Genomic DNA, 20,721 nt, shown 5'->3' on the forward strand with positions numbered 1-20,721 from the left:
GCCCGGAGAGTCGCCGTCCCAGACGCATCCACCTGGGGAGTCGCCCTTCCAGGCTCAACCACCCCGGGAGTCCCCGTTTCAGGCACACCCACTCCGGGAGTCGCCGCTCCAGACACACCCACCCCGGGAGTCGCCGCCGTCCGAGATGCTTCCGCTCGCGGCATCGCCGTTCCCGGCGCCTCACTCAAGTGGCCTCCGGCCAAAGGCTCCTTGGCCTCCCGTCGTGCCAAAGGCTCCTCGGCCACTGGTCGCGCCGCAGGCTCCTCGGTCGATCGCCGCACCACCGGCCCGTCGCCCCCTCGCCCCGCCACCGACCCCTCAACTCCCCGTCGCACCACCGCGATCAGCAACGCGTCGAACGCCTCCGCCGCGTTCCCGGACCGCAGCGCGAACACCCCGTTCAGCGCGTCGCTGTCCGTCGCGGCGGCGAGTCTTCGGGCGCGGTCGCCCTCGCCGGACTGCCAGGCGTCGCCGGCGGCGCGGTCGAGGAGGCGGGACTGTTCGCGGGGGTCGCGGGAGAGGGCGGCGGCGCGTTCCACCAGGGCGCAGGCGAGGGCGTGTTGGCCCGTCGCGCGAGCCTTGCCCGCCGCCGTACGGAGTTCGGCGGTGAGCCGCACGCTGGGGCCGAGCGCGCTCGCACCCCGATGCCAGGAGCGCCGGGGGGCCTCGCCCTCCGCGCGCAACACCCGCGCCAGCAACCGGTGCACGTCCCGCCGGTCGGCCGGGGACCCGGTCTCGTACGCGGCGATCCTCGTCCACGCGTCACGGAACACGACCCCGCCGGCCGTCGCCTGTGCGACCCCGGCCGTCTCGGCGGCTTCCAGGGGCCGGGTGTCGAGCCGGCCCGCCGCTACGGCGCGGAGGAAAGCGTGGGTGGGGACCGGGTACTGGTCGGCGGCGGCGAGCAGGAGGAGCAGGCGGGTGTCGTCGGGCAGGGAGCGGATCTCCCGGCGGTGGCGGCTGAGCAACTCCGGTGCCAGGGAGGCCGGTTCGGTGGGGAGGGGGTCGAGGCCGGCGGCCTGGCGTGGGGTCAGGCGCGAGCGGAGTTCGGCGGCGGCGCGGAGGTCGCCGTAGGCCGCGCGGAGGAGGCGGATGCGGACGCCCTCGGGGAGCCCGGGATCGAGGGTTCGCCACACATCGGTGCGCGACGGTGGCCAAGTGCGGTCCAGAGGTGGGGGGTTCACTGGTGTCACCACACAACTGACGTTACTGGCGAGTTAATTCACACGTAAAGACCGGCGATTTCGCCGATGCGGCGCGCGTAGACCCCGCTGACACTCCTGACAACCCCACCCGTATCAGGAGGCATCATGCAGCGCCACAAGCGTCGCATCGCCACGGCCCTGTCGGCCGTGACCACCTCGCTCCTTCTGTCACTCTCCCTGGCCTCGACGCCCGCCCACGCGGCGAGCCACGATCCCATCATCTTCGTGCACGGCCTCAGCGGTTCGGCGAGCGGCTGGGACGACTGGGTCGCGGACTTCGAGGCCGACGGCTACTCCTCGTCCGAGCTGTTCGCGTGGTCGTACGACTGGACGCAGTCGAACGTCACGACCGCCTCGCAGCTGGCCACCGAGGTCAAGAGCGTGCTCGCGCAGACCGGGGCGTCGAAGGTCGACATCGTCGGTCACTCCATGGGGACGCTCAGCTCCCGCTACTTCCTCAAGAACCTGAGCGGTACGTCGTACGTGGACCACTTCGTGTCCGTCGCCGGGGTCAACCACGGCACCACCATCGCCTCGCTGTGCGGCTGGCTGTACACGTCCTGCAAGGAGATGCAGACCGGGAGCTCCTTCCTCACCGCGCTCAACTCCGGTGACGAGACACCCGGCAGCGTGTCGTACGCGGCCTACTGGTCGGACTGCGACGAGGCGATCAACCCGGACACCTCCGCCGAACTGAGCGGCGCGACCAATGTCGACGTCGGGTGCATCTCGCACACGAACATGAACAACGACCACGGCGTCTACGAACAGGTGCACGACTTCATCTCCTGACCCGCCCCAGGGCGACAGCGGGGGTGGGCGCGGCCGACAAGGGGGACAATCCCCGTAGGGACCGGTTTCGGTCCGGTCCGGGAGGTCGCCATGCCGCTACGGTCCGCAGGCTCCGGCACTGTGCCGCGGGACGCCGTCCACCACCCGCTGTTCGCCCGTTACTACGCCCGCTTCAGCGTGCGCGCCGAGTCACGGTTCGGCCTGGCGGGCATGCGGGAGAGGCTGCTCGCCGGGCTCTCCGGGCGGGTGATCGAGATCGGCGCCGGGAACGGCCTGAACTTCGCGCACTATCCGAGCGCGGTCTCGGAGATCGTCGCGATCGAGCCCGAGCGGACTCTGCGGCAGCTGGCCGTGGAGTCCGCGCTCCGCTCCGAGATGCCCGTCGACGTGGTGCCGGGTGCGGCGGAGAAGCTGCCCGTCAAGAGCGAGGCCTTCGACGCGGTCGTGCTCTCGCTGGTGCTGCGCAGCGTGCGCGATGCGCCGCGGGCGCTCGCGGAGGCACGGCGGGTGCTGCGGCCCGGCGGGGTCGTGCGGTTCTTCGAGCACGGCCGGGGCGGCGGGCCGGCGATGGCGTTCACCCAGCGCGCCCTGGACCGCACGCTGTGGCCGCCGCTGAACGGTGGCTGCCATCTGGCCCGCGACCCGGTCGCCGAGCTGCGCGACGCGGGGTTCGAACTCGGGCCGTACCGCCGGGTGTTGATCCCGGAGAAGGGGCCCGCGCTGCCGACGTCGTACTGCGTCCTCGGTACGGCCTGGCGGCCGGTCACGGACGACTGATCACAGGCTCCACTGGCGCAGTTCGTGCGCGATGTCGTCGACCGACGCCTCGCCGCTCTTGACCAACCGGGCCAGATCCCGGACCTGTTCGGGCGAGGTGATGACCTTCAGGCCGCTGGCGACGAGGTACGCGTAGGCGACGGCCGAGGCGAAGAGGGCGTTGGAGCGCTCCAACGCGGGGACGTGGATGAGGAGTTGGAGTAACGCGGCGGCGCGTGCGTGCGGGCTGTCGTAGACGGGGACGTCGAATATGTCGGCCTGGTGGCGGGCGACGGCGGCGACGAGCGCGCCCCAGTCGGTGACCTGGGGGTCTCCGGGTGTGTTGTGTTCGGCGAGCATGAGCAGCCAGGCGAGGTCGATCCTGAGGTTGTTCAAGGGATCAGCGGCGACCTTCGCGGGTGCTCTTCCCGTCGGTGCCGAACTCGTCGGCGAAGACGGACTCGTACTGCTTCATGAAGTCGGCGGCGGCCTCGACGAAGGTGTGGCCGACCTCCCCGGTGTCCTGTCTGACCAGCTCTTCTATGTAGCGGTTGACGCTCATGCCACGGGCCAGGGCACGCTCACGCGCCGCGCGGGCGGTGCCCTCGTCCACGCGTACGTTCAGCTGGGTCTTCGCCATACCTAGACGCTAGCGCCGAATTGCTAGCAGAGGCAAGGGCTCATCCGGTGGGTGGAGAGTGCCCCTTACACCGGTGTCCGGGGCCCGACCTGGGGCGGAGACCGCCTCGGTCGCACGGGGGATATCGGGTGTGCGCCGCGTCACACTAGGCTCGGCCGGGAGTACGGAGTCGGGCACGTCCACGAGCGAGGGAACTCCAGGAGGCCGTCTTGTCCACACCTGCAGCGGAGCACGCCCCGGGTCAGGCCCCGGCCGGCCGGATCGCGGCCCGTGCCCGCGGTCTGACCAAGGCGTACGGCTCGGGCGAGACGACCGTGCTCGCCCTGGACGCGGTGGACGTGGACATCGCGCGCGGCCGTTTCACCGCCGTCATGGGGCCCTCGGGCTCCGGGAAGTCCACGCTGATGCACTGCCTGGCGGGGCTCGACACCGTCTCGGCCGGGCAGGTGTGGCTCGGCGACACCGAGATAACGGGCCTGAAGGACCGCGAGCTGACCCGGCTGCGCCGGGACCGGATCGGGTTCATGTTCCAGTCGTTCAACCTCATCCCGACCCTCAACGCGGCCGAGAACATCACGCTGCCCATGGACATCGCCGGCCAGAAGCCGGACCAGAAGTGGCTGGACCAGGTCATCGACACGCTCGGTCTGCGGGACCGGCTCAAGCACCGGCCGTCCCAGTTGTCCGGCGGCCAGCAGCAGCGGGTGGCCTGCGCGCGGGCGCTCGCCTCGCGGCCCGAGCTGATCTTCGCGGACGAGCCGACCGGCAACCTCGACTCACGGGCCGGTCTGGAAGTGCTCGGCTTCCTGCGCGACGCGGTCGACGGCCTGGGGCAGAGCGTGGTCATGGTCACCCACGACCCGGGCGCCGCCGCCCACTCCGACCTGGTGCTCTTCCTCGCGGACGGGCGGATCGTGGACGAGATGGAGCGGCCGACGGCGGAGGGCGTGCTGGAGCGGATGAAGCGATTCGATCTGGCCAGGGGGCAGCTCGACGGCCCGCCGGCAGCCACTGGGGACACCGAGGACAAGGACTGAACCCGTGCTGAAGGCGACCCTCCGGAGCTTCCTCGCGCACAAGGGAAGGCTGCTGCTCTCGGCGCTGGCCGTAGTGCTGTCCGTCGCGTTCGTCGCGGGCAGCCTGATCTTCTCCGACACGGTGACCCGCACCTTCGACCGCCTCTTCGCCTCCACGTCCGCCGATGTGACCGTGGAGCCGAAGCAGGACCTCAAGTCCTCGGTGCCCACCGGCGCGACCGAGACCGTGCCCGCCGCACTGGCCGGGCAGGTGGCGAAGGTCGCCGGGGTCGCCGCGACCCACGCCGACGTGTCCGTGCAGAACATCGTGGTCGTCGACAGCAAGGACAAGTCGGTCGGGCCCACCACTGGCGCGCCCACCATCGCCACCGACTGGTACCTCACCGACCGCAGCCCGGTGAAACTCACCTCCGGGCACGCCCCGCAGGGCGCCGGCCAGGCCCTCCTGGACGCGGACACCGCCAACAACAAGCACGTGAAGATCGGCGACACGCTGACCGTGCAGGCGCAGCCCGGCAGCTTCAAGGTCGAGATCGTCGGCATCGCCACCTTCACCACCACCAACCCCGGTGCCGCGCTGGTCTTCCTCGACCCGGCCACCGCGAAGTCCCAGCTGCTGGGCGCATCCGACCGCGCGACCAGCATCTCGGTGGACGCGGCCAAGGGCGTGTCCGACGCGGTGCTCAAGCAGCGGGTGGCCGCCGCGATCGGTTCGTCCGGCTCCTACGACATCAAGACCGCCGACGAGCAGGCCAAGTCGGCCGCCGCCGACCTGGGCGGATTCCTCGACGTCATCAAGTACGTGATGTTGGGCTTCGCGGGCATCGCCGTCCTCGTCGGTGTGTTCCTGATCGTCAACACGTTCTCGATGCTGATCGCCCAACGCACCCGCGAACTGGGCCTGTTGCGCGCCCTCGGCGCGGACCGCAAGCAGGTGCGGCGCTCGGTGCTCACCGAGGCGCTGCTGCTCGGTCTTGTCGGTTCGACTCTGGGGCTGGCGGCGGGGATCGGGCTCGCGGTCGGGCTGATCAAGCTCATGACCGCGTTCGGTATGAACCTCAAGACCGCCGAGATGGTGGTGAATTGGCCGACTCCCGTGGCGGCGTACGTCGTTGGCGTCGGCGTCACCTTCGTCGCCGCGTATCTCCCGGCCCGGCGGGCCGCGACGGTCTCGCCCATGGCTGCCCTCGCGGACGCCGAAGTCGCCGGTGTGGGGCGGCCGTTGAGGGTGCGCGCGGTAGTGGGTTCGATCGTCGGCGCGATCGGCGTGGCCGCGCTCGCGGGCTGCGCGGCCGCGACGAAGACGGCCTCGTCCGCCTCGCTCCTGGGGCTCGGGATCGTACTCACCCTGATCGCGACCGTGATCGCGGGCCCGCTCCTGGTCCGCCCGATGATCCGGGTGCTGGGCGGTGCCTTCCCCGCCCTGTTCGGCTCGGTCGGCCGGATGAGCCAGCGCAACGCCCTGCGCAACCCGCGCCGTACGGGCGCCACCGCGGCGGCCCTGATGGTGGGCCTGGCTCTGGTCGGCGGGATGTCGGTGGCGAGCGCCTCCATGTCCAAGTCCTTCGACCAGCAGATCGACAAGACCCTGGGCGCCGACTTCGTGATCCAGAACGGCAGCTTCGTGCCGTTCTCCAAGGAGGTCACGGACCATGTGCGCGCCACCGACGGCGTCGGTCTCGTCGTACGCGCCCGCTTCGCGCCCCTCGCGGTCCGGCTGCCGGACGGCAAGCGGGTGGAGACGACGGCCGCCGGCTACGACTCCCCGCTCGACAAGGTCGCCCACATCAAGTACGCGCAGGGGAACACGACTTCGGCACTCGCGGCTGGGCACCTCGCCATGGACGTCGACTTCGCGAAGGACCACAAGGTACGGCTGGGCAGCGTGCTCCCCGTCGAGTTCCCGGGCGGACGCACCACACAACTGACGGTGGGCGCCCTCAGCGACCAGGGCACGGCCGGCGGGTTCGGGACGCAGGGCGGGCTGTTCTTCGGGATCGCCACGGTCGAGAAGTACGTCCCGAACGGCCAGGACTCCACGCTGTACGTGAACGCCGCCTCCGGCACCGGCGCGGACCAACTCCGCAAGGCGCTGGACACGACGCTGAAGCCCTATCCGCAGGTACAGGTCCGCGACGAGGCCGACTACAAGAAGCTGATCCACGACCAGATCGCCGTACTGCTGTATCTCGTCTACGCGTTGCTCGGGCTGGCCATCGTCATCGCGGTGCTCGGCGTGGTCAACACCCTTGCCCTGTCGGTCGTCGAGCGCACCCGGGAGATCGGCCTGCTGCGCGCGATCGGACTCGGACGGCGTCAACTGCGGCGGATGATCCGGCTGGAGTCGGTGGTGATCGCGGTGTTCGGCGCCGTACTGGGACTCGGTCTCGGCCTGGTGTGGGGCGTGTGCGCGCAGCAAGTCCTCGCGCTCCAGGGCATGAAGGCGCTCGCGGTCCCGTGGACCACGATCATCGCGGTGGTGATCGGTTCGGCGGTGGTCGGCATCGTGGCGGCACTGCTGCCGGCATTGCGCGCCTCCCGCATGAACGTGCTGGCGGCGATCGCGCACGAGTGATGGAATCGCGACGGTCGTTCTGAAGTCCCCTGCCACCGAGGAGAGTTCATGCCGCGCCCGTTCCGCTTCGGGGCCAGTCTGCTCACGTCCGCGCCCGCCGACGAGTGGCGCTCCAGATGCCGACGCGTCGAGGAACTCGGCTACGACGTGATCCTGGTCCCCGACCATCTCGGCATGGTCGCGCCGTTCCCCGCACTGGTCGCGGCGGCGGACGCGACCGAGCGGCCACGGGTGGGCACGTTCGTGCTCAACGCGGGCTTCTGGAACCCGACTCTGCTGGCCCGCGAGGTCGCGACGACCCACGACCTGACCGGCGGCCGTCTCGAACTCGGCCTGGGCACGGGCTACATTCAGGCGGAGCACGACACGGCGGGGCTGCCCTTCGGCTCACCGGGTGAACGCGTGGACCATCTCCGGCGCACCGTCGAGGAGTTGGCGCGGCTGCTGGAGACCACGGAACCCCGGGTGCCGCTGCTACTCGGCGGCAACGGCGACCGCATGCTGCGCCTGACCGCCGAGCACGCGGACATCGCGGCGTTCACCGGGGCGAGCCTGGAGCCGGGCAGTACGACGGGCAAGCTGGCGCCGGTCGACTCCACCGAGTTCGGTCAACGGGTCGCCCGCTACCGGGAGTTCGCGGCCGACCGGGCGGAACCCGCCGAACTCAACCTGCTGATCCAGCTGGTGGCGGTGACCGACGACCCCGCGAGCGCGCTCCGTCCGCTGCTGGAGCGCCGACCGGACCTCACCCTGGAGCAGGTGCTGGACCTGCCCGTCATGCTGGTCGGCACCCTGGAGGAGATCACCGCGAAGGTGCGCGCGCTGCGCGACCGGTACGGGTTCTCCTATCTCACCGTGCTGGAGCCGTACATCGAGGCATTCGCGCCGGTCGTCGAAGAACTGCGCCGAAACCCGCTCGCGGCACCCGCCCACCCTCTGCTTGGCTCGACCCATGAGTGATCTTCATATCCGCAGCGCGGCCCTCCCCGACATCGACGCCGTGCTGGCGTTCTGGCGCGAGGCCGCCGAAGGGACGAGCATCAGCGACGACCGCGACGGCGTGGCCCGGCTCGTCGAGAGGGACCCCGACGCGCTGATCCTCGCGGAACGCGACGGGCGGCTCGTCGGGTCCGTGATCGCCGGCTTCGACGGCTGGCGCTGTCACCTCTACCGGCTGGCCGTGCACCCTGAGCAGCGCCGCCGGGGCATCGGCTCGGCGCTGCTGACCGCGGCCGAGGAGCGGTTCGTGGCGCTGGGCGGGCGGCGCGGGGACGCGATGGTGCTGGAACGCAACGAGACCGGGCAGCATGCGTGGCGCGCGGCGGGGTATGCACGCGAAGACCACTGGCGGCGCTGGGTGAAGCACCTCACCACCTGAACGCTTTGCTCATCCTTTACCATTGGCGGACGACCCGGAACTTCTGCATCTCCTCGAAAGGTGTGAGCGTCCGCCCATGGGCGAGCCTCCCAGTAAGCGACATCGCGCGAACCTCCCTGCCCTGTCCGATCATGGGACGGAGGTGACCCGATGACCGAAGTGCTTCTGCTGCTGGTGGCGATCCTGCTCTCGCTCCTCTGCGGCGCCTTCGTCGCGGCCGAGTTCTCGCTGACCACCGTGGAGCGCGGCGAGCTGGAGCGCGCGGTCGAGCGCGGCGAGCGCGGCGCCTCCGGTGCCCTGAAGGCCGTACGGAATCTGACCTTCCAGCTCTCCGGCGCCCAGCTCGGCATCACGGTCACCAACCTGGTCGTCGGCATGCTCTCCGAGCCGTCGATCGCCGCGCTCATCGCGGGCCCCCTGGAGTCGCTGGGCATCTCGCACTCCGCGTCGAAGTCCGTCGCGCTGGTGCTGGGCACGGCACTGTCGACGGTGTTCCTGATGGTCGTCGGCGAGCTGGTGCCGAAGAACTGGGCGATCTCCTCGCCGCTGGCCGTGGCCAAACGGGTGGGCAACGCGCAGCGCTGGTTCAGTGCCGCGTTCCGTCCCTTCATCAGCCATCTGAACAACACGGCCAACCACGTGGTGCGCGCCTTCGGCCTGGAGCCCGCCGAGGAGCTGGCCTCCGCGCGCGGGCCGCAGGAGCTGGCCGCGCTGGCCCGCCACTCCGCCAAGCAGGGCGCCCTGGAGCCGGACACCGCCGAGCTGTTCGTGCGGACCCTGAACCTCGCCGACCTCACCGCGGAGAACGTGATGACGCCCCGCGTCCAGGTCGTCGCCCTCGACGCCCAGGCGACCTGCGAGGACGTGGCCAATGCGACCCGGGCCACCGGCCTGTCCCGCTTCCCGGTCTACCGCGGCAGCCTCGACGAGGTCGTCGGCACCGTGCACATCAAGGACGTCCTGGCGGTACCGGCGGACCAGCGGGCCCGCTTCCCCCTGTCGGACGTGCTGCGCGAACCCCTCCTCGTCCCCGAGTCCCTCACCGTCGACCGCCTCCTGGACCGGCTCTCCGGCAAGCGCACGATGGCCGTCGTCATCGACGAGTACGGCGGTACGGCGGGCGTCGCGACCCTCGAGGACATCGTCGAGGAGGTCGTGGGAGAGGTGCGGGACGAGCACGACCCGCACGAGACGCCCGACCTGGCCCCGGCCGGGACGGACGACGAGGGCCGGACGCTGTACTCGGCGGACGGCGCCGCCCGCATGGACCAGCTCGCGCGCGTCGGACTGCGGGCGCCTGAGGGGCCGTACGAGACGCTGGCCGGTCTGGTCGCCACCGAGCTGGGGCGGATTCCGGAGGTCGGGGACACCGTCGAGGTCGCCGGGTGGCGCATCGACGTCGTGGACGCGTCGGGGCGGCGGGCCGCGCGGTTGCTGCTGCACGCGCCGCGCGACGCATCCGGCCCTGGCTCCGATTCTGGTTCCGATTCCGACTCCGCGAAGGGGGAGCTGTGACCGCCGTACAACTGCTGATCGGGTTGGCGACGCTGGTCGTCAACGCCTTCTTCGTGGGCGCCGAGTTCGCGTTGATCTCGGTGCGCCGCAGCCAGATCGAGCCGCATGCCGAACAGGGCGACCGACGCGCGAAGAGCGTGCTGTGGGGGCTTGAGCACGTGTCCGTGCTGCTGGCCGCGGCCCAGCTCGGCATCACGCTGTGCACCCTGGTGCTCGGTATCGTCGCCGAACCGGCGATCGCGCATCTCCTGGAACCGGTGTTCCACGCGGTCGGCGTCCCGGTGAGCGCGGGACACGCGGTGTCCTTCGTGATCGCGCTGGCGGCGGCGACCTATCTGCACATGCTGCTCGGCGAGATGGTGCCGAAGAACATCGCGCTCGCCGAGCCGGTGCGCAGCGCGCTGCTGCTGGGACCGCCGCTGGTGACCCTCTCCCGGGCGCTGCGCCCGGTGATCTTCACGATCAACGCGTTCGCCAACACGCTGCTCAAGCTGCTGCGGGTCGAGGTCAAGGACGAGGTCACGGCGACCTTCTCGGACGCCGAACTCGCCCGGATCGTAAGGGACTCCGGCGAGGCCGGTCTCATCGACGAGCGCGCCCGGGAGCGGCTGAACGACGCCCTGGAGCTCGGCAGCAGGCCGGTCCGGGACGTCGTACTGCCCCTCGAACGCGTCGACTACGTGGTCGCGGGCATCACTCCGGCCGAGCTGGAGGTGCTGTCGGCCGAGTCCGGCTTCTCCCGCTTCCCGGTGGTGGACGGCGAGCGCCGGATCATCGGCTATCTCCACGTCAAGGACGCGCTGGACGCCTCACCGCGCGACGAGCCGTTCCGGGTGGAGGACATGCGCTCCATCGCGAACATCCGGGAGAGCACGCCCATGGACGACGTCCTCACCGCGATGCGCAGGGGCCGTACGCACCTCGCGGCGGTCCTCGACGAGGAGGGCAGGCTGACCGGTCTGGTGACCATGGAGGACGTGCTGCGGGAGCTGTTCGGGCAGCGGGCGTAGGCCAGGGGGTGGTGGAGGCCCACCGACCGGCGGGTATGGACGCGGGATATCATCTTCGTCGCCATGCAGACGAATCCCACGCACACCAGCCTGGTCGCGATCGGCGACTCCTTCACCGAGGGCATGTCGGACCTGCTCCCGGACGGCACCTACCGGGGCTGGGCCGACCTCCTCGCCGGCCGGATGGCCGCCCGGACGCCCGGCTTCCGGTACGCCAACCTCGCCGTGCGCGGCAAGCTCATCGCGCAGATCGTCGACGAGCAGGTCGGCCCGGCGGCCGCCATGCAGCCCGACGTGATCACGCTGGTGGGCGGCCTGAACGACACCCTGCGCCCCAAGTGCGACATGGGCCGGGTCCGCGCACTGCTGGAGGAGGCCGTCGAACGCCTCACGCCCGCCTGCAAGCACCTGGTGCTGATGCGCAGCCCCGGCCGCGAGGGCCCGGTCCAGCAGCGCTTCCGGCCGCGCATGGAGGAACTCTTCTCCTACGTCGACGACCTCGCCGACCGGCACGGCGCCCTGGTCGTCGACCTGTACAGCGCGCCCTCGCTCGCCGACCAGCGCGCGTGGGACGTCGACCGGCTCCACCTCACGGCCGAGGGGCACCGCCGCGTCGCCGAGGCGGTGTGGCAGACCCTGGGCTACGAGGCGGAGGACCCGGAGTGGCGCACCCCGATGCCCCCGACCCCGCCCCCGAACTGGACCGCCCGCCGCGTGGAGGACGTCCGCTTCACCCGCCAGTACCTCCTCCCCTGGATAGGCCGCCGCCTCACCGGCCGCTCCTCGGGCGACGGCCTCTCCCCCAAGCGCCCGGACCTCCTCCCCTACGAGGGCCCGGCGGCGTAACTCCCCATGACCACGCGGGTGATCAACGTCAGGGGCCGGATTCATGAGTACGGCCCCCGTCTGGAACGCGCCCCCGAGGACCTCGTCTACGTCGGCCGCCGCTGGACCCTCGGCGGCTGGGACCTCCCCCGCCACCCGCTCTACAACCCCTTCGCCTACGACACCCCCACGCGCCGCCGGGACGGCACGCGCGCGGAGGTGATGGCGAAGTACCGGGCGTATCTCCTGGCCCGCCCCGACCTGCTGGCCCTGGTACCGGAGCTGCGCGGACGGACGCTGGGCTGCTGGTGCGCTCCGCTGCTGTGTCACGCGGGGGTGCTGGCCGAGCTGGCGGACTCGGGGTGGTGACGGAGGTCTCGTAGCTTCCGACGAAGGGCACTGTGGCGCTGGCCTGCACGAATCGCCAGTAGAATCCGTACACGTGACTTCCGCTGCCGCCAAGCCCCGCATCCCGAACGTCCTCGCCGGACGTTACGCCTCCACCGAGCTCGCCACGCTCTGGTCGCCCGAGCAGAAGGTGAAGCTGGAGCGGCAGCTCTGGCTCGCCGTGCTGCGGGCCCAGAAGGACCTCGGGATCGAGGTGCCGGACGCGGCGATCGCGGACTACGAGCGCGTCCTCGACCAGGTCGACCTGGCCTCCATCGCCGAGCGCGAGAAGGTCACGCGGCACGATGTGAAGGCACGGATCGAGGAGTTCAACGACCTCGCCGGGCACGAGCAGGTCCACAAGGGCATGACGTCCCGGGACCTGACCGAGAACGTCGAGCAGCTGCAGATCCGGCTCTCCCTGGAGCTGATGCGCGACCGTACGGTGGCCGTCCTGGCCCGGCTCGGGAAGCTGGCCGGTGAGTACGGCGAGCTGGTCATGGCCGGCCGCTCGCACAATGTGGCCGCGCAGGCCACCACTCTGGGCAAGCGTTTCGCGACCGCGGCCGACGAGCTGCTCGTGGCGTACGGCCGGGTCGAGGAACTGCTCGGCCGTTACCCGCTGCGCGGTATCAAGGGCCCGGTGGGCACGGCGCAGGACATGCTGGACCTGCTCGGCGGTGACGCGGCGAAGCTCGCGGAGCTGGAGCAGCGGATCGCCTCCCACCTCGGCTTCTCGCAGGCGTTCACCTCGGTCGGCCAGGTGTACCCCCGATCGCTGGACTACGAGGTCGTGACCGCGCTGGTGCAGGTCGCGGCGGCGCCCTCGTCGCTCGCGAAGACGATCCGGCTGATGGCCGGGCACGAACTGGTCACCGAGGGCTTCAAGCCGGGCCAGGTCGGGTCCTCCGCGATGCCGCACAAGATGAACACCCGCTCCTGCGAGCGCGTCAACGGCCTCATGGTCATCCTGCGCGGTTACGCGTCGATGACCGGGGAGCTGGCGGGCGACCAGTGGAACGAGGGCGACGTCTCCTGCTCGGTGGTGCGCCGGGTGGCCCTCCCCGACGCGTTCTTCGCGCTCGACGGGCTGCTGGAGACGTTCCTGACCGTGCTCGACGAGTTCGGCGCGTTCCCGGCGGTCGTGGCGCGTGAGCTGGACCGCTATCTGCCGTTCCTCGCGACGACCAAGGTGCTGATGGCCGCCGTCCGCGCGGGTGTCGGCCGCGAGGTCGCGCACGAGGCCATCAAGGAGAACGCGGTCGCCTCCGCGCTGGCGATGCGTGAGCAGGGCGCCGAGCGCAACGAGCTGCTGGACAAGCTCGCCGCCGACGAGCGCATCCCGCTGGACCGCGCCCAGTTGGACGCGCTGATGGCCGACAAGCTGTCCTTCACGGGCGCCGCCGCCGACCAGGTCGCCGCCGTGGTCGCCCGTGTCGAGGAGATCGCGAAGCAGCACCCGGAGGCCGCGGGCTACACCCCGGGGGCGATCCTCTGACGCCTCCTGCGCCTCCGAAGCGCTTCACCCAGGCCGAGCTTGAGGCCGCCCGCGACCGTCTCGTACCGGACGTCGTCGCGGACGGCCTCGGTGTCCTGTTCTGCGGTATCAACCCAGGTCTGATGACGGCGGCCACGGGCCATCACTTCGCCCGTCCCGGCAACCGTTTCTGGCCGGTGCTGCACCTGTCCGGCTTCACACCGAGGCTCATGAAGCCTTCGGAACAGGGCGAGTTGCTGTCGTTCGGGCTCGGCATCACGAACGTGGTGGCGCGGGCGACGGCACGGGCCGACGAACTGAGCGCGGAGGAGTACCGGGAGGGCGGCCAGTCGCTCGCCTCGAAGGTGGCGGGGTGGCAGCCGCGGTGGCTGGCGGTACTGGGTGTCACGGCGTATCGGGCCGCGTTCGACGACCGTCGGGCTCAAGTGGGGCCGCAGGAGCGGATGTTCGGGGACACGCGGGTGTGGGTGCTGCCCAATCCGAGCGGGCTGAACGCGCATTGGACGGCGGCGACGATGGCTGAGGAGTTCGGGCGGTTGCGGGACGCTGCGCGGGGCTAGGGCCTTGTCCGGCGGATCACGGTGGGGCTGTCTCCGTGACGACGGCCAGGAGTTGGAACGGGAGTTCCTTGTCCCACTGGGATATGCCGAGAGCGATCCACCGGTCCTCGTGCGCCGGCTTCCACAGCTGGACGTCCGGCACGTGCGAGCTCAGGGAGGCCCAGGGCTCCGGTATGTCCTCGCCGTCCCCCGCCCGATCGAACGTGTCGGCCAGGCTGATGACATCGGGTGCTCCCCAGCGCTCGTTCAGTCGCTCTCCGAGTCCGTCCCGGTCGAATTCGAACTGCGTCTCGGTCTCCTCCCGCTCCGTGCCGTCGTCCTCCCAGAAGTCGCCGCTCGTCTGTAACTCGGCGATGTGATAGCCGGGTCCCCCCGTGCCCACGTCCGTCCTGCCGTGCTCCACGGGGAAGTCCCGGGTGCGCAGCAGGTCGATCGTGGTCAGCCAGTGCGTGATGTTCATGGCTCCAGTAAACCGGCCACCACTGACAACTGGCGGGCCGTCAGTGCTTCCCCGGATCGGTGAACTTCCCGGATCAGGCGTCCCGGCGCCGCACGCTCAACGCCCCCGCGGCCAATGCCGCCGCCGTCCACAGCGCTGTCACCGCGAGCCCGGTCCAGGGGCCCATCGCGCCGTCCCAGGTCGCGTGCAGCACTACTTGGCCGGCCCGGTCGGGCAGCAGGTCCGCGATGTTGTTCGACATGTCGCCGATGACGAAGGACACGATCAGCAGGAACGGGATGAGGATGCCCAGCGTCGCCGCACTGCTGCGCAGCAGTGCCGTGAGACCGGCCGCGAAGAGTGCCATCAGCGTGAGATAGACGGCGCAGCCGACCACCCCGCGCACCTGCTCCGCCCAGCCGAGCGCATCGGCCTTGGCACCGAGGACCGCCTTGCCCACCAACAGCGTCACGACACCGGTGACCAGGCCGACGGCCAGCACCGGTACGGCGATCGCGGTCGCCTTGGCCGCGAACCAGCGGCCCCGGCGCGGCACCGCGGCCAGCGACAGCCGTAGCGCTCCGCCCTGGAACTCGGCGGACACGGCGGCCGTGCCGAAGGCGATCGCCGCGATCTGTCCGAAACTCGCGCCGAAGAAGACCGCGAAGAGCGGGTCGAAGTCGTCTCCCCCGGTGTCGGACGAGGAGAGCGCGGAGAAGAGGGCCGTCACCGCGGGGATCGTGGCCAGGGACGCGAGCTGGGAGCGCAGGGAACGGATCTTGATCCACTCGGAGTGGAACACGGGCGCGAACGCCATGGTCAGGCCTCCTGGTTCGGTGCGGTGAACTCGGTCTCGGTGGCGGTCAGATCGAGATAGGCCTGCTCCAACGTGCCCTCCGCGGAAGCCAGTTCGAGGATCGGTACGCCCGCCGCCGACAACAGGGCACCGATCTCGTCCACGCGTGCGTGCGTCACGGTCCAGTGCCCTTCCTCGTGTTCCACGGCGTCGTGACCGTGCCCGGCGAGCGCGGCCTTCAGGGCGCCGGCGTCCGTCGTACGGATGCGTACGTGGGGCTGCACGCGCGCGTCGATGAAATCCCGCATGGGGGTGTCGGCGAGGAGTCGGCCGCGTCCGAGGACGACCAGGTGGTCGGCGAAGGAGGCGGTCTCGTTCATGAGGTGGCTGGAGACCAGGACCGTGCGGCCCTCCGCCGCCAGCCGGCGCAGCAACTCCCGGATCCAGACGATGCCTTCGGGGTCGAGGCCGTTCGACGGCTCATCCAGCAGGATGACTTCGGGATCGCCCAGGAGAGCACCGGCGATGCCCAGCCGCTGCCGCATGCCCAGGGAGTACGCCTTCACCCGGTGTCGCGCGACCGACGCGAGTCCCGTCTCCTCCAGCACCGCGTCGGCCCGGGCGACCGGAATGCGGTTGCTCGCGGCCAGGGCACGCAGGTGGTCACGGCCGGTGCGGGAGCCGTGGGCCGCCTGGGCGTCGAGCAGGGCACCCACATGGCGCAGCGGCTCGGTGAGCTCGGCGTAGGGGCGGCCTCCGACGGTGGCGGTTCCGGAGGTGGGCCGGTCGAGGCCGAGGACGAGGCGCATGGTGGTGGACTTTCCGGCGCCGTTGGGGCCGAGAAAGCCGGTCACCTTGCCGGGGCGGACGCCGAAGGTGACATGGTCCACGGCCCGCCGGGTGCCGTACTCCTTGGTGAGGTCTCGTACGTCGATGCTGGTCATGGCCAACAGCCTGGCCGTTCAAGGGAGTTCGGTCCTCCCCCGCCGGTGGAGATCGTCTCCCCCGCCCGGGGGAGGCCGATTGTCAGTGCCGGCTGTCACGATGTCGGAATGGCCCGCTTCCTGCGCCCGCTGCTCCGGGGGACGACGTACACGCGTCTGCTGCACCTCTGGGTGCCGATGCTGATCACCAGCCTGTGGATCTTCATCAGCCCTGGGACTCCGTACGCACCCGCGCTCATGCTGCTCCCCGTCGGCCTGATCCCGGCCGTGCGGATGGGCGAGGGGGTGCAGGCGCAGCTGCTGCTGACGCCGGGCAAGGAGGACTCGGGGATCTCCGTGGCGCCGTCGGCGACCTGGCGGGACCGGGGCCGGACGGTGCTGTGGCTGGAGGCGCGGATGGCTCTGGGCTGGGCGACGACGTTCGCCTGCGTCTGGCTGCCGATCATCGCCTTCCAGCTGATCGAGGCCGCACGCGGGCACGTGCCCGAGGACGATGTATGGCTTCTCAAGGAGGCAACGCCGCACGGCTGGTACGCCTTGCTGGTGCCCCTGCCCCTGATCGCCCTGTACGTGGCTGTGGTCGGTCTCGGAGCGTTGGCCACGTCCCTGGCACGCAAGCTGCTAGGTCCCTCGCGCGCGGAGCAGCTCGCCGCCCTGGAGGAGCGCACCGAGCAGTTGCTGGAGCGCAACCGGATCGCGCGGGAGTTGCACGACTCCATCGGGCACGCGTTGACGGTGGCGGTGGTGCAGGCGGGTGCCGCCCGGGCGGCGGGCGACCCGGAGTTCACCGAGCGGGCGCTGGGTGCCATCGAGGAGACCGGCCGGGCCGCGCTGGAGGACCTGGAGCGGGTGTTGGGTGTACTGCGTGAGGCGGAGCGGCCGGTGAGCAGTCGGCCGACGCTGGTGGACGCCGACCGGCTGTGGGAGTCCGCGCGGGCGTCCGGGGCGAAGGTCGACGCGGAGGTGACCGGGCCGTTGGAGACGGTGCCGGGGCCGGTCTCCCGGGAGGGGTACCGGATTCTTCAGGAGGCGCTGACGAATGTGCTGCGGCACGCGGGGTCGGTACCCGTCCGGGTCCGTATCCGGGTCGCGGACAGCACACTCGATCTGGAGGTGCGCAATCCGCTGACGGCGGCGATATCCGGGCCGGGCAGGGGCAGCGGACTGCGGGGCATACGCGAGCGGGCGGCACTGCTCGGGGGCCGGGCGCACACGGGGCCCGACGAGGGTGACTGGCAGGTGCATGCAGAGCTGCCGCTGGGCTGATCTAGGGTGGCCGGATGCCGGTCACCGTTCTCCTGGTCGATGACGAACCCCTCGTACGCGCGGGTCTGCGGGCCGTGCTGGAGGCGCAGCCGGACATCGAGGTGGCCGGGGAGGCCGCCGACGGGGCCACGGTGATCCCCCTGGTGCGGCAGCTGCGGCCCGACGTGGTCGCCATGGACGTGCGGATGCCGCTCCTGGACGGCATCGAAGCCACACGCGCGGTGCTGCGCACGGTCGAGGACCCGCCGAAGATCCTGGTCATCACGACCTTCGAGAACGACGAGTACGTCTACGAGGCGCTGCGGGCCGGCGCGGACGGGTTCCTGCTGAAGCGGGCCCGGCCGGCCGAGATCGTGCACGCGGTGCGGCTGGTGGCCGAGGGCGAGTCGCTGCTGTTCCCGGCCTCCGTAAGGCAGTTGGCGGCTGAGTACGGCGATAGCGGCGGGAACCGAGCGGCGCGCGCGGTGCTGGAGCGGGCCCGGCTGACCGAGCGGGAGGCCGAGGTGCTGCGGCTGATGGCCAGAGGTCTGTCGAACGCCGAGATCGCCGCCCGGCTGGTCGTCGGCACCGAGACGGTGAAGTCGCATGTGAGCGCCGTACTGGCGAAGTTGGGGGCCCGGGACCGCACGCAGGCGGTGATCGCGGCGTACGAGTCGGGGTTCGTGGCGCCCGGGTGATCCGGTGGGGCTCATGAGTCGGGGGCGCCCGGCACTCGCCGGGGTCCGCCGCGCCGAGTACGATCCGCCCAACACGCGCACGAGCTGGGAGGACAGACCTTGGCGGGGCTGACCGGCGGGGACCCCTCGCTGCTGCGGAGGATCAACTCCGCGGTGGTGCTGCACGCGTTGCGTGCCACGGACTGCGCCACGCTGACGGAGATCACCCGGGTGACGGGTCTGTCCCGGCCGACCGTCGAGGGCGTCGTCGAGGGACTGATCGAGGCCGGGCTCGTCGTCGAGAAGGCAGCCGACGAGAGCGTTGTACGGCGCCAGGGGCGGCCCGCGCGGCGGTTCAGGTTCCGGGCCGAGGCAGGGCATCTGCTGGGCCTGGAGATCGGCGCACATCGCGTCGCCGTGCTCCTCGCCGACCTGGACGGCCGGGTGCTCGGCGCGATCGCCAAGGACGTCGACGAGACGGCCTCGGCGGACGAGCGTCTGGAGCGGCTGCGCACGGCGGTCGCCGAGCTGCTGCGCCGGGCCGGAGTCGCCCGCGGTTCCCTTCGTGCGGTGGGCGTCGCCACGCCGGGCATCGTCGAGGCGGACGGCACCGTACGGCTGGGCACCGCGCTGCCCCAGTGGACGGGGCTGCACCTGGGCGAGCGGTTGAGCCGCTCCTTCAAGTGCCCTGTCCTGGTCGAGAACGACGCGAACGCGGCGGCGGTCGCCGAGCACTGGAAGGGCGCCGCGACCGAGTCCGACGACATGGTGATGGTGCTGGCGGGGCTGAGCCCCGGCGCCGGTTCACTGATCGGGGGGCGGCTGCACCGGGGGTATCGCGGGGCGGCCGGTGAGATCGGCGCGCTGCATCTGCTGGGCCGGGACGTGACTCCGGAGACGCTGCTGTCCACGACGGACGAGCCGCTGCATCCCTTGGACGAACAGGCGGTCGCGCAGGTCTTCGCGCTGGCCCGCGACGGCGACCAGCGGGCCCGCGCGGCGGTCGACCGCTTCATACAGCGCCTTGTGCACGATGTCGCCGCGCTCGTCCTGGCCCTCGATCCGGAACTGGTCGTCGTGGGTGGCTGGGCCGCCGGGCTGGACGGCGTACTGGAGCCGCTGCGGCGGGAGTTGGCGCGGTATTGCCTGCGGCCGCCCAAGGTGGCCCTGTCGTTGCTCGGCGAGGCGGCTGCGGCTACAGGGGCGCTGCGGCTGGCTCTCGATCATGTCGAGGAGCAACTGTTCGCGGTCGAGGGCACGGTGACGCGGCGCTAGCTTGGCGGGTGGGTCGTGTGTCGGGTGCGGGGCCGTTGGGGCTGGGTGCGCTGGTGTCGTTTGTCGGGTGCGGCGCCGTTGTGGCTGGGCGCGCCCACGCGGCGGAGCCGCAAATCGACATAGCCCCGCGCCCCTGAAGGGGCGCTGCCATCCCCGGCGTTGAGAAGAAAATGCCTAGCGCCCCGGTGGAGTTCCGGGGCGCTACGGCTGTGGCGTGACCGTGGTCAGGAAGCCTGGCGTTCCGGGCCGTGGTGGATTTCTACGCCGCCGGAGTCGGCGAAGGTCAGGCGGCAGGTGTCCGCGCGGTAGGTCGCGACGGAGACCGCGGCGGTGCGGCCCACGGCGAAGAAGCGGGTCGTGACGACGAGAACCGGTGCCCCGGGGAGGCGGTCCAGCTCCTTGGCGTCGTCCGCGCGGGCCGAGCCGAGCTCGACGGCGCGGTCCTGGCCCTCCAGTTCGAGGCGCTGCAGTTCGCGCAGCACGGCACGCGCGCGGGCCGTCGCGGACGGAGTGTCTATCGCGGAGAGGTCGGGCACCGACGACTCCGGGATGTAGAGCAGCTCGGCGGCGACCGGCTGGCCGTGGCTCACCCGGGAGCGCCGCACGGTGTGCACCAGTTCCTCGGAAGCGGTCTCCAGGACCTCGGCCACGGCCGCCGGCGGAGCCGCCAGGACGCAGTCGACGGACTGCCAGGCGTCCTCCGCGGCGCCAGGCCAGGCGTGCTGTTCGGTGCCGACGGCGACACCCACGCGCGGCGGCGCGACGGTCGTGCCGACGCCGCGGCGGCGCTGCAGCCGCCCTTCGAGTTCGAGCTGTTCCAGAGCCTGCCGGAGTGTGGCCCGGGCGACGCCGAAGCGGGCGGCCAGGTCTCGCTCGTTGGGCAGGATCTCGCCCACGGAGAACTCGGAGTCCAGTGCCTCACTCAGCACTGTCTTGAGATGCCAGTACTTCGGCTCCGGCACCGATTCCAACTGCGTGGTCCCCACCCTGTCCTCCGCAATCGCCGTGGTCCGGCCGCGTTTTAGCGCCCTTGTTTATTAAAGGTTGTTTCACTTATCAGTGACCATAGGACGGCCCACACCCTTGGTCAAGACCAATCCTCGATCCCACAGGCAACACAGAGAGCGGTTGCCATAGAGCGTTCACGGGGCGTTCGTAAAGGGCGCG

General features: G+C 71.1%; 21 protein-coding genes and 1 pseudogene. 15 read left to right on the forward strand and 7 right to left on the reverse strand.

Going from position 1 to position 20,721, the window contains the following annotated elements:
• Positions 1–1,193 (reverse strand): annotated as a pseudogene (locus SSP08S_RS56125) (hypothetical protein); the annotation flags it as partial.
• A 117-nt stretch (positions 1,194–1,310) separates the two neighbouring features.
• Here SSP08S_RS56125 and SSP08S_RS28015 point away from each other — a divergent pair.
• Together SSP08S_RS28015 and SSP08S_RS28020 are read left to right on the forward strand one after the other, a co-directional pair.
• Positions 1,311–1,997 (forward strand): esterase/lipase family protein, encoded by a 687-nt coding sequence (locus tag SSP08S_RS28015; RefSeq protein WP_019070958.1) that lies wholly within the window; start codon positions 1,311–1,313, stop codon positions 1,995–1,997.
• Between the two features lie 90 nt (positions 1,998–2,087).
• Entirely contained in the window at positions 2,088–2,774 is a 687-nt protein-coding gene (locus tag SSP08S_RS28020; RefSeq protein ID WP_019070959.1) for a class I SAM-dependent methyltransferase, read from the forward strand.
• Here SSP08S_RS28020 and SSP08S_RS28025 read toward each other — a convergent pair whose 3' ends face one another.
• Both SSP08S_RS28025 and SSP08S_RS28030 read right to left on the reverse strand, forming a co-directional pair.
• Positions 2,775–3,149: a hypothetical protein gene (locus SSP08S_RS28025; protein ID WP_019070960.1), complete on the reverse strand. Its 375-nt coding sequence runs from the start codon at positions 3,147–3,149 to the stop codon at positions 2,775–2,777.
• Positions 3,150–3,153: 4 nt separating this feature from the next.
• Positions 3,154–3,393, reverse strand: a complete 240-nt coding sequence (locus SSP08S_RS28030) for a hypothetical protein (protein WP_019070961.1) — start codon at positions 3,391–3,393, stop codon at positions 3,154–3,156.
• Positions 3,394–3,602: 209 nt separating this feature from the next.
• On the opposite strand from SSP08S_RS28030, the gene SSP08S_RS28035 reads away from it, so the two are divergent.
• The 10 genes from SSP08S_RS28035 to mug all read left to right on the forward strand — a co-directional run bounded on the left by SSP08S_RS28035 (position 3,603) and on the right by mug (position 14,178).
• Complete coding sequence (locus SSP08S_RS28035) at positions 3,603–4,430, forward strand: ABC transporter ATP-binding protein (RefSeq protein ID WP_019070962.1); 828 nt, start codon at positions 3,603–3,605, stop codon at positions 4,428–4,430.
• A 4-nt stretch (positions 4,431–4,434) separates the two neighbouring features.
• Entirely contained in the window at positions 4,435–7,005 is a 2,571-nt protein-coding gene (locus SSP08S_RS28040) for an ABC transporter permease (protein WP_019070963.1), read from the forward strand.
• A gap of 48 nt (positions 7,006–7,053) precedes the next feature.
• Complete coding sequence (locus SSP08S_RS28045) at positions 7,054–7,965, forward strand: LLM class F420-dependent oxidoreductase (protein ID WP_019070964.1); 912 nt, start codon at positions 7,054–7,056, stop codon at positions 7,963–7,965.
• A complete protein-coding gene (locus tag SSP08S_RS28050) occupies positions 7,958–8,383 on the forward strand; it encodes a GNAT family N-acetyltransferase (RefSeq protein ID WP_019070965.1) in 426 nt (141 codons plus the stop codon). Before SSP08S_RS28045 ends, SSP08S_RS28050 begins: the two co-directional genes overlap by 8 nt.
• A 150-nt stretch (positions 8,384–8,533) precedes the next feature.
• Entirely contained in the window at positions 8,534–9,898 is a 1,365-nt protein-coding gene (locus SSP08S_RS28060) for a hemolysin family protein (protein WP_019070966.1), read from the forward strand.
• A complete protein-coding gene (locus tag SSP08S_RS28065) occupies positions 9,895–10,908 on the forward strand; it encodes a hemolysin family protein (RefSeq protein ID WP_019070967.1) in 1,014 nt (337 codons plus the stop codon). The genes SSP08S_RS28060 and SSP08S_RS28065 overlap by 4 nt, the downstream gene beginning before the upstream one ends.
• Before the next feature lie 63 nt (positions 10,909–10,971).
• Positions 10,972–11,754, forward strand: coding sequence for an SGNH/GDSL hydrolase family protein (locus SSP08S_RS28070; protein WP_019070968.1), 783 nt, complete (start codon positions 10,972–10,974; stop codon positions 11,752–11,754).
• Between the two features lie 6 nt (positions 11,755–11,760).
• Entirely contained in the window at positions 11,761–12,102 is a 342-nt protein-coding gene (locus tag SSP08S_RS28075; RefSeq protein ID WP_019070969.1) for a DUF4326 domain-containing protein, read from the forward strand.
• A 73-nt stretch (positions 12,103–12,175) separates the two neighbouring features.
• Positions 12,176–13,618: an adenylosuccinate lyase gene (gene purB, locus SSP08S_RS28080; RefSeq protein ID WP_019070970.1), complete on the forward strand. Its 1,443-nt coding sequence runs from the start codon at positions 12,176–12,178 to the stop codon at positions 13,616–13,618.
• Positions 13,615–14,178 (forward strand): G/U mismatch-specific DNA glycosylase, encoded by a 564-nt coding sequence (gene mug, locus SSP08S_RS28085; protein ID WP_078532547.1) that lies wholly within the window; start codon positions 13,615–13,617, stop codon positions 14,176–14,178. Before purB ends, mug begins: the two co-directional genes overlap by 4 nt.
• A 16-nt stretch (positions 14,179–14,194) precedes the next feature.
• Here the strand turns inward: mug and SSP08S_RS28090 are convergent, their stop codons facing one another.
• The 3 genes from SSP08S_RS28090 to SSP08S_RS28100 all read right to left on the reverse strand — a co-directional run bounded on the left by SSP08S_RS28090 (position 14,195) and on the right by SSP08S_RS28100 (position 16,357).
• On the reverse strand, positions 14,195–14,638 hold the full coding sequence (locus SSP08S_RS28090; protein ID WP_019070972.1) for a hypothetical protein: 444 nt from the start codon (positions 14,636–14,638) through the stop codon (positions 14,195–14,197).
• 73 nt (positions 14,639–14,711) lie between these two features.
• Complete coding sequence (locus SSP08S_RS28095) at positions 14,712–15,434, reverse strand: DUF2705 family protein (RefSeq protein WP_019070973.1); 723 nt, start codon at positions 15,432–15,434, stop codon at positions 14,712–14,714.
• 2 nt (positions 15,435–15,436) lie between these two features.
• Positions 15,437–16,357, reverse strand: coding sequence for an ATP-binding cassette domain-containing protein (locus SSP08S_RS28100; RefSeq protein ID WP_019070974.1), 921 nt, complete (start codon positions 16,355–16,357; stop codon positions 15,437–15,439).
• A gap of 108 nt (positions 16,358–16,465) precedes the next feature.
• On the opposite strand from SSP08S_RS28100, the gene SSP08S_RS28105 reads away from it, so the two are divergent.
• The 3 genes from SSP08S_RS28105 (at position 16,466) to SSP08S_RS28115 (ending at position 19,554) form a co-directional block, all read left to right on the forward strand.
• The gene (locus tag SSP08S_RS28105) at positions 16,466–17,623 is read left to right on the forward strand and encodes a sensor histidine kinase (RefSeq protein WP_019070975.1); all 1,158 of its coding nucleotides are present in this window, start codon (positions 16,466–16,468) and stop codon (positions 17,621–17,623) included.
• A 14-nt stretch (positions 17,624–17,637) separates the two neighbouring features.
• Positions 17,638–18,300 carry a response regulator transcription factor gene (locus SSP08S_RS28110; RefSeq protein ID WP_019070976.1) on the forward strand — a complete coding sequence of 221 codons (663 nt, stop codon included), beginning with the start codon at positions 17,638–17,640 and terminating at the stop codon, positions 18,298–18,300.
• Positions 18,301–18,399: 99 nt separating this feature from the next.
• Positions 18,400–19,554: an ROK family transcriptional regulator gene (locus SSP08S_RS28115; RefSeq protein WP_019070977.1), complete on the forward strand. Its 1,155-nt coding sequence runs from the start codon at positions 18,400–18,402 to the stop codon at positions 19,552–19,554.
• Between the two features lie 224 nt (positions 19,555–19,778).
• Here the strand turns inward: SSP08S_RS28115 and SSP08S_RS28120 are convergent, their stop codons facing one another.
• Positions 19,779–20,540, reverse strand: a complete 762-nt coding sequence (locus tag SSP08S_RS28120) for a GntR family transcriptional regulator (RefSeq protein ID WP_019070978.1) — start codon at positions 20,538–20,540, stop codon at positions 19,779–19,781.
• Positions 20,541–20,721: the final 181 nt, after the last annotated feature.

It is taken from the genome of Streptomyces hokutonensis, assembly GCF_000376565.1.
GTDB classification, from domain to species: domain Bacteria; phylum Actinomycetota; class Actinomycetes; order Streptomycetales; family Streptomycetaceae; genus Streptomyces; species Streptomyces hokutonensis.

Bases quoted from the DNA above. Each gene is read 5' to 3' on its own strand.
- SSP08S_RS28015 (WP_019070958.1), top strand. From the start codon at position 1,311: ATGCAGCGCCACAAGCGTCGCATCGCCACGGCCCTGTCGGCCGTGACC.
- SSP08S_RS28020 (WP_019070959.1), top strand. From the start codon at position 2,088: ATGCCGCTACGGTCCGCAGGCTCCGGCACTGTGCCGCGGGACGCCGTC.
- SSP08S_RS28030 (WP_019070961.1), bottom strand. From the start codon at position 3,393: ATGGCGAAGACCCAGCTGAACGTACGCGTGGACGAGGGCACCGCCCGC.
- SSP08S_RS28045 (WP_019070964.1), top strand. From the start codon at position 7,054: ATGCCGCGCCCGTTCCGCTTCGGGGCCAGTCTGCTCACGTCCGCGCCC.
- SSP08S_RS28050 (WP_019070965.1), top strand. From the start codon at position 7,958: ATGAGTGATCTTCATATCCGCAGCGCGGCCCTCCCCGACATCGACGCC.
- SSP08S_RS28060 (WP_019070966.1), top strand. From the start codon at position 8,534: ATGACCGAAGTGCTTCTGCTGCTGGTGGCGATCCTGCTCTCGCTCCTC.
- SSP08S_RS28070 (WP_019070968.1), top strand. From the start codon at position 10,972: ATGCAGACGAATCCCACGCACACCAGCCTGGTCGCGATCGGCGACTCC.
- SSP08S_RS28075 (WP_019070969.1), top strand. From the start codon at position 11,761: ATGACCACGCGGGTGATCAACGTCAGGGGCCGGATTCATGAGTACGGC.
- SSP08S_RS28090 (WP_019070972.1), bottom strand. From the start codon at position 14,638: ATGAACATCACGCACTGGCTGACCACGATCGACCTGCTGCGCACCCGG.
- SSP08S_RS28095 (WP_019070973.1), bottom strand. From the start codon at position 15,434: ATGGCGTTCGCGCCCGTGTTCCACTCCGAGTGGATCAAGATCCGTTCC.
- SSP08S_RS28100 (WP_019070974.1), bottom strand. From the start codon at position 16,357: ATGACCAGCATCGACGTACGAGACCTCACCAAGGAGTACGGCACCCGG.
- SSP08S_RS28105 (WP_019070975.1), top strand. From the start codon at position 16,466: ATGGCCCGCTTCCTGCGCCCGCTGCTCCGGGGGACGACGTACACGCGT.
- SSP08S_RS28110 (WP_019070976.1), top strand. From the start codon at position 17,638: ATGCCGGTCACCGTTCTCCTGGTCGATGACGAACCCCTCGTACGCGCG.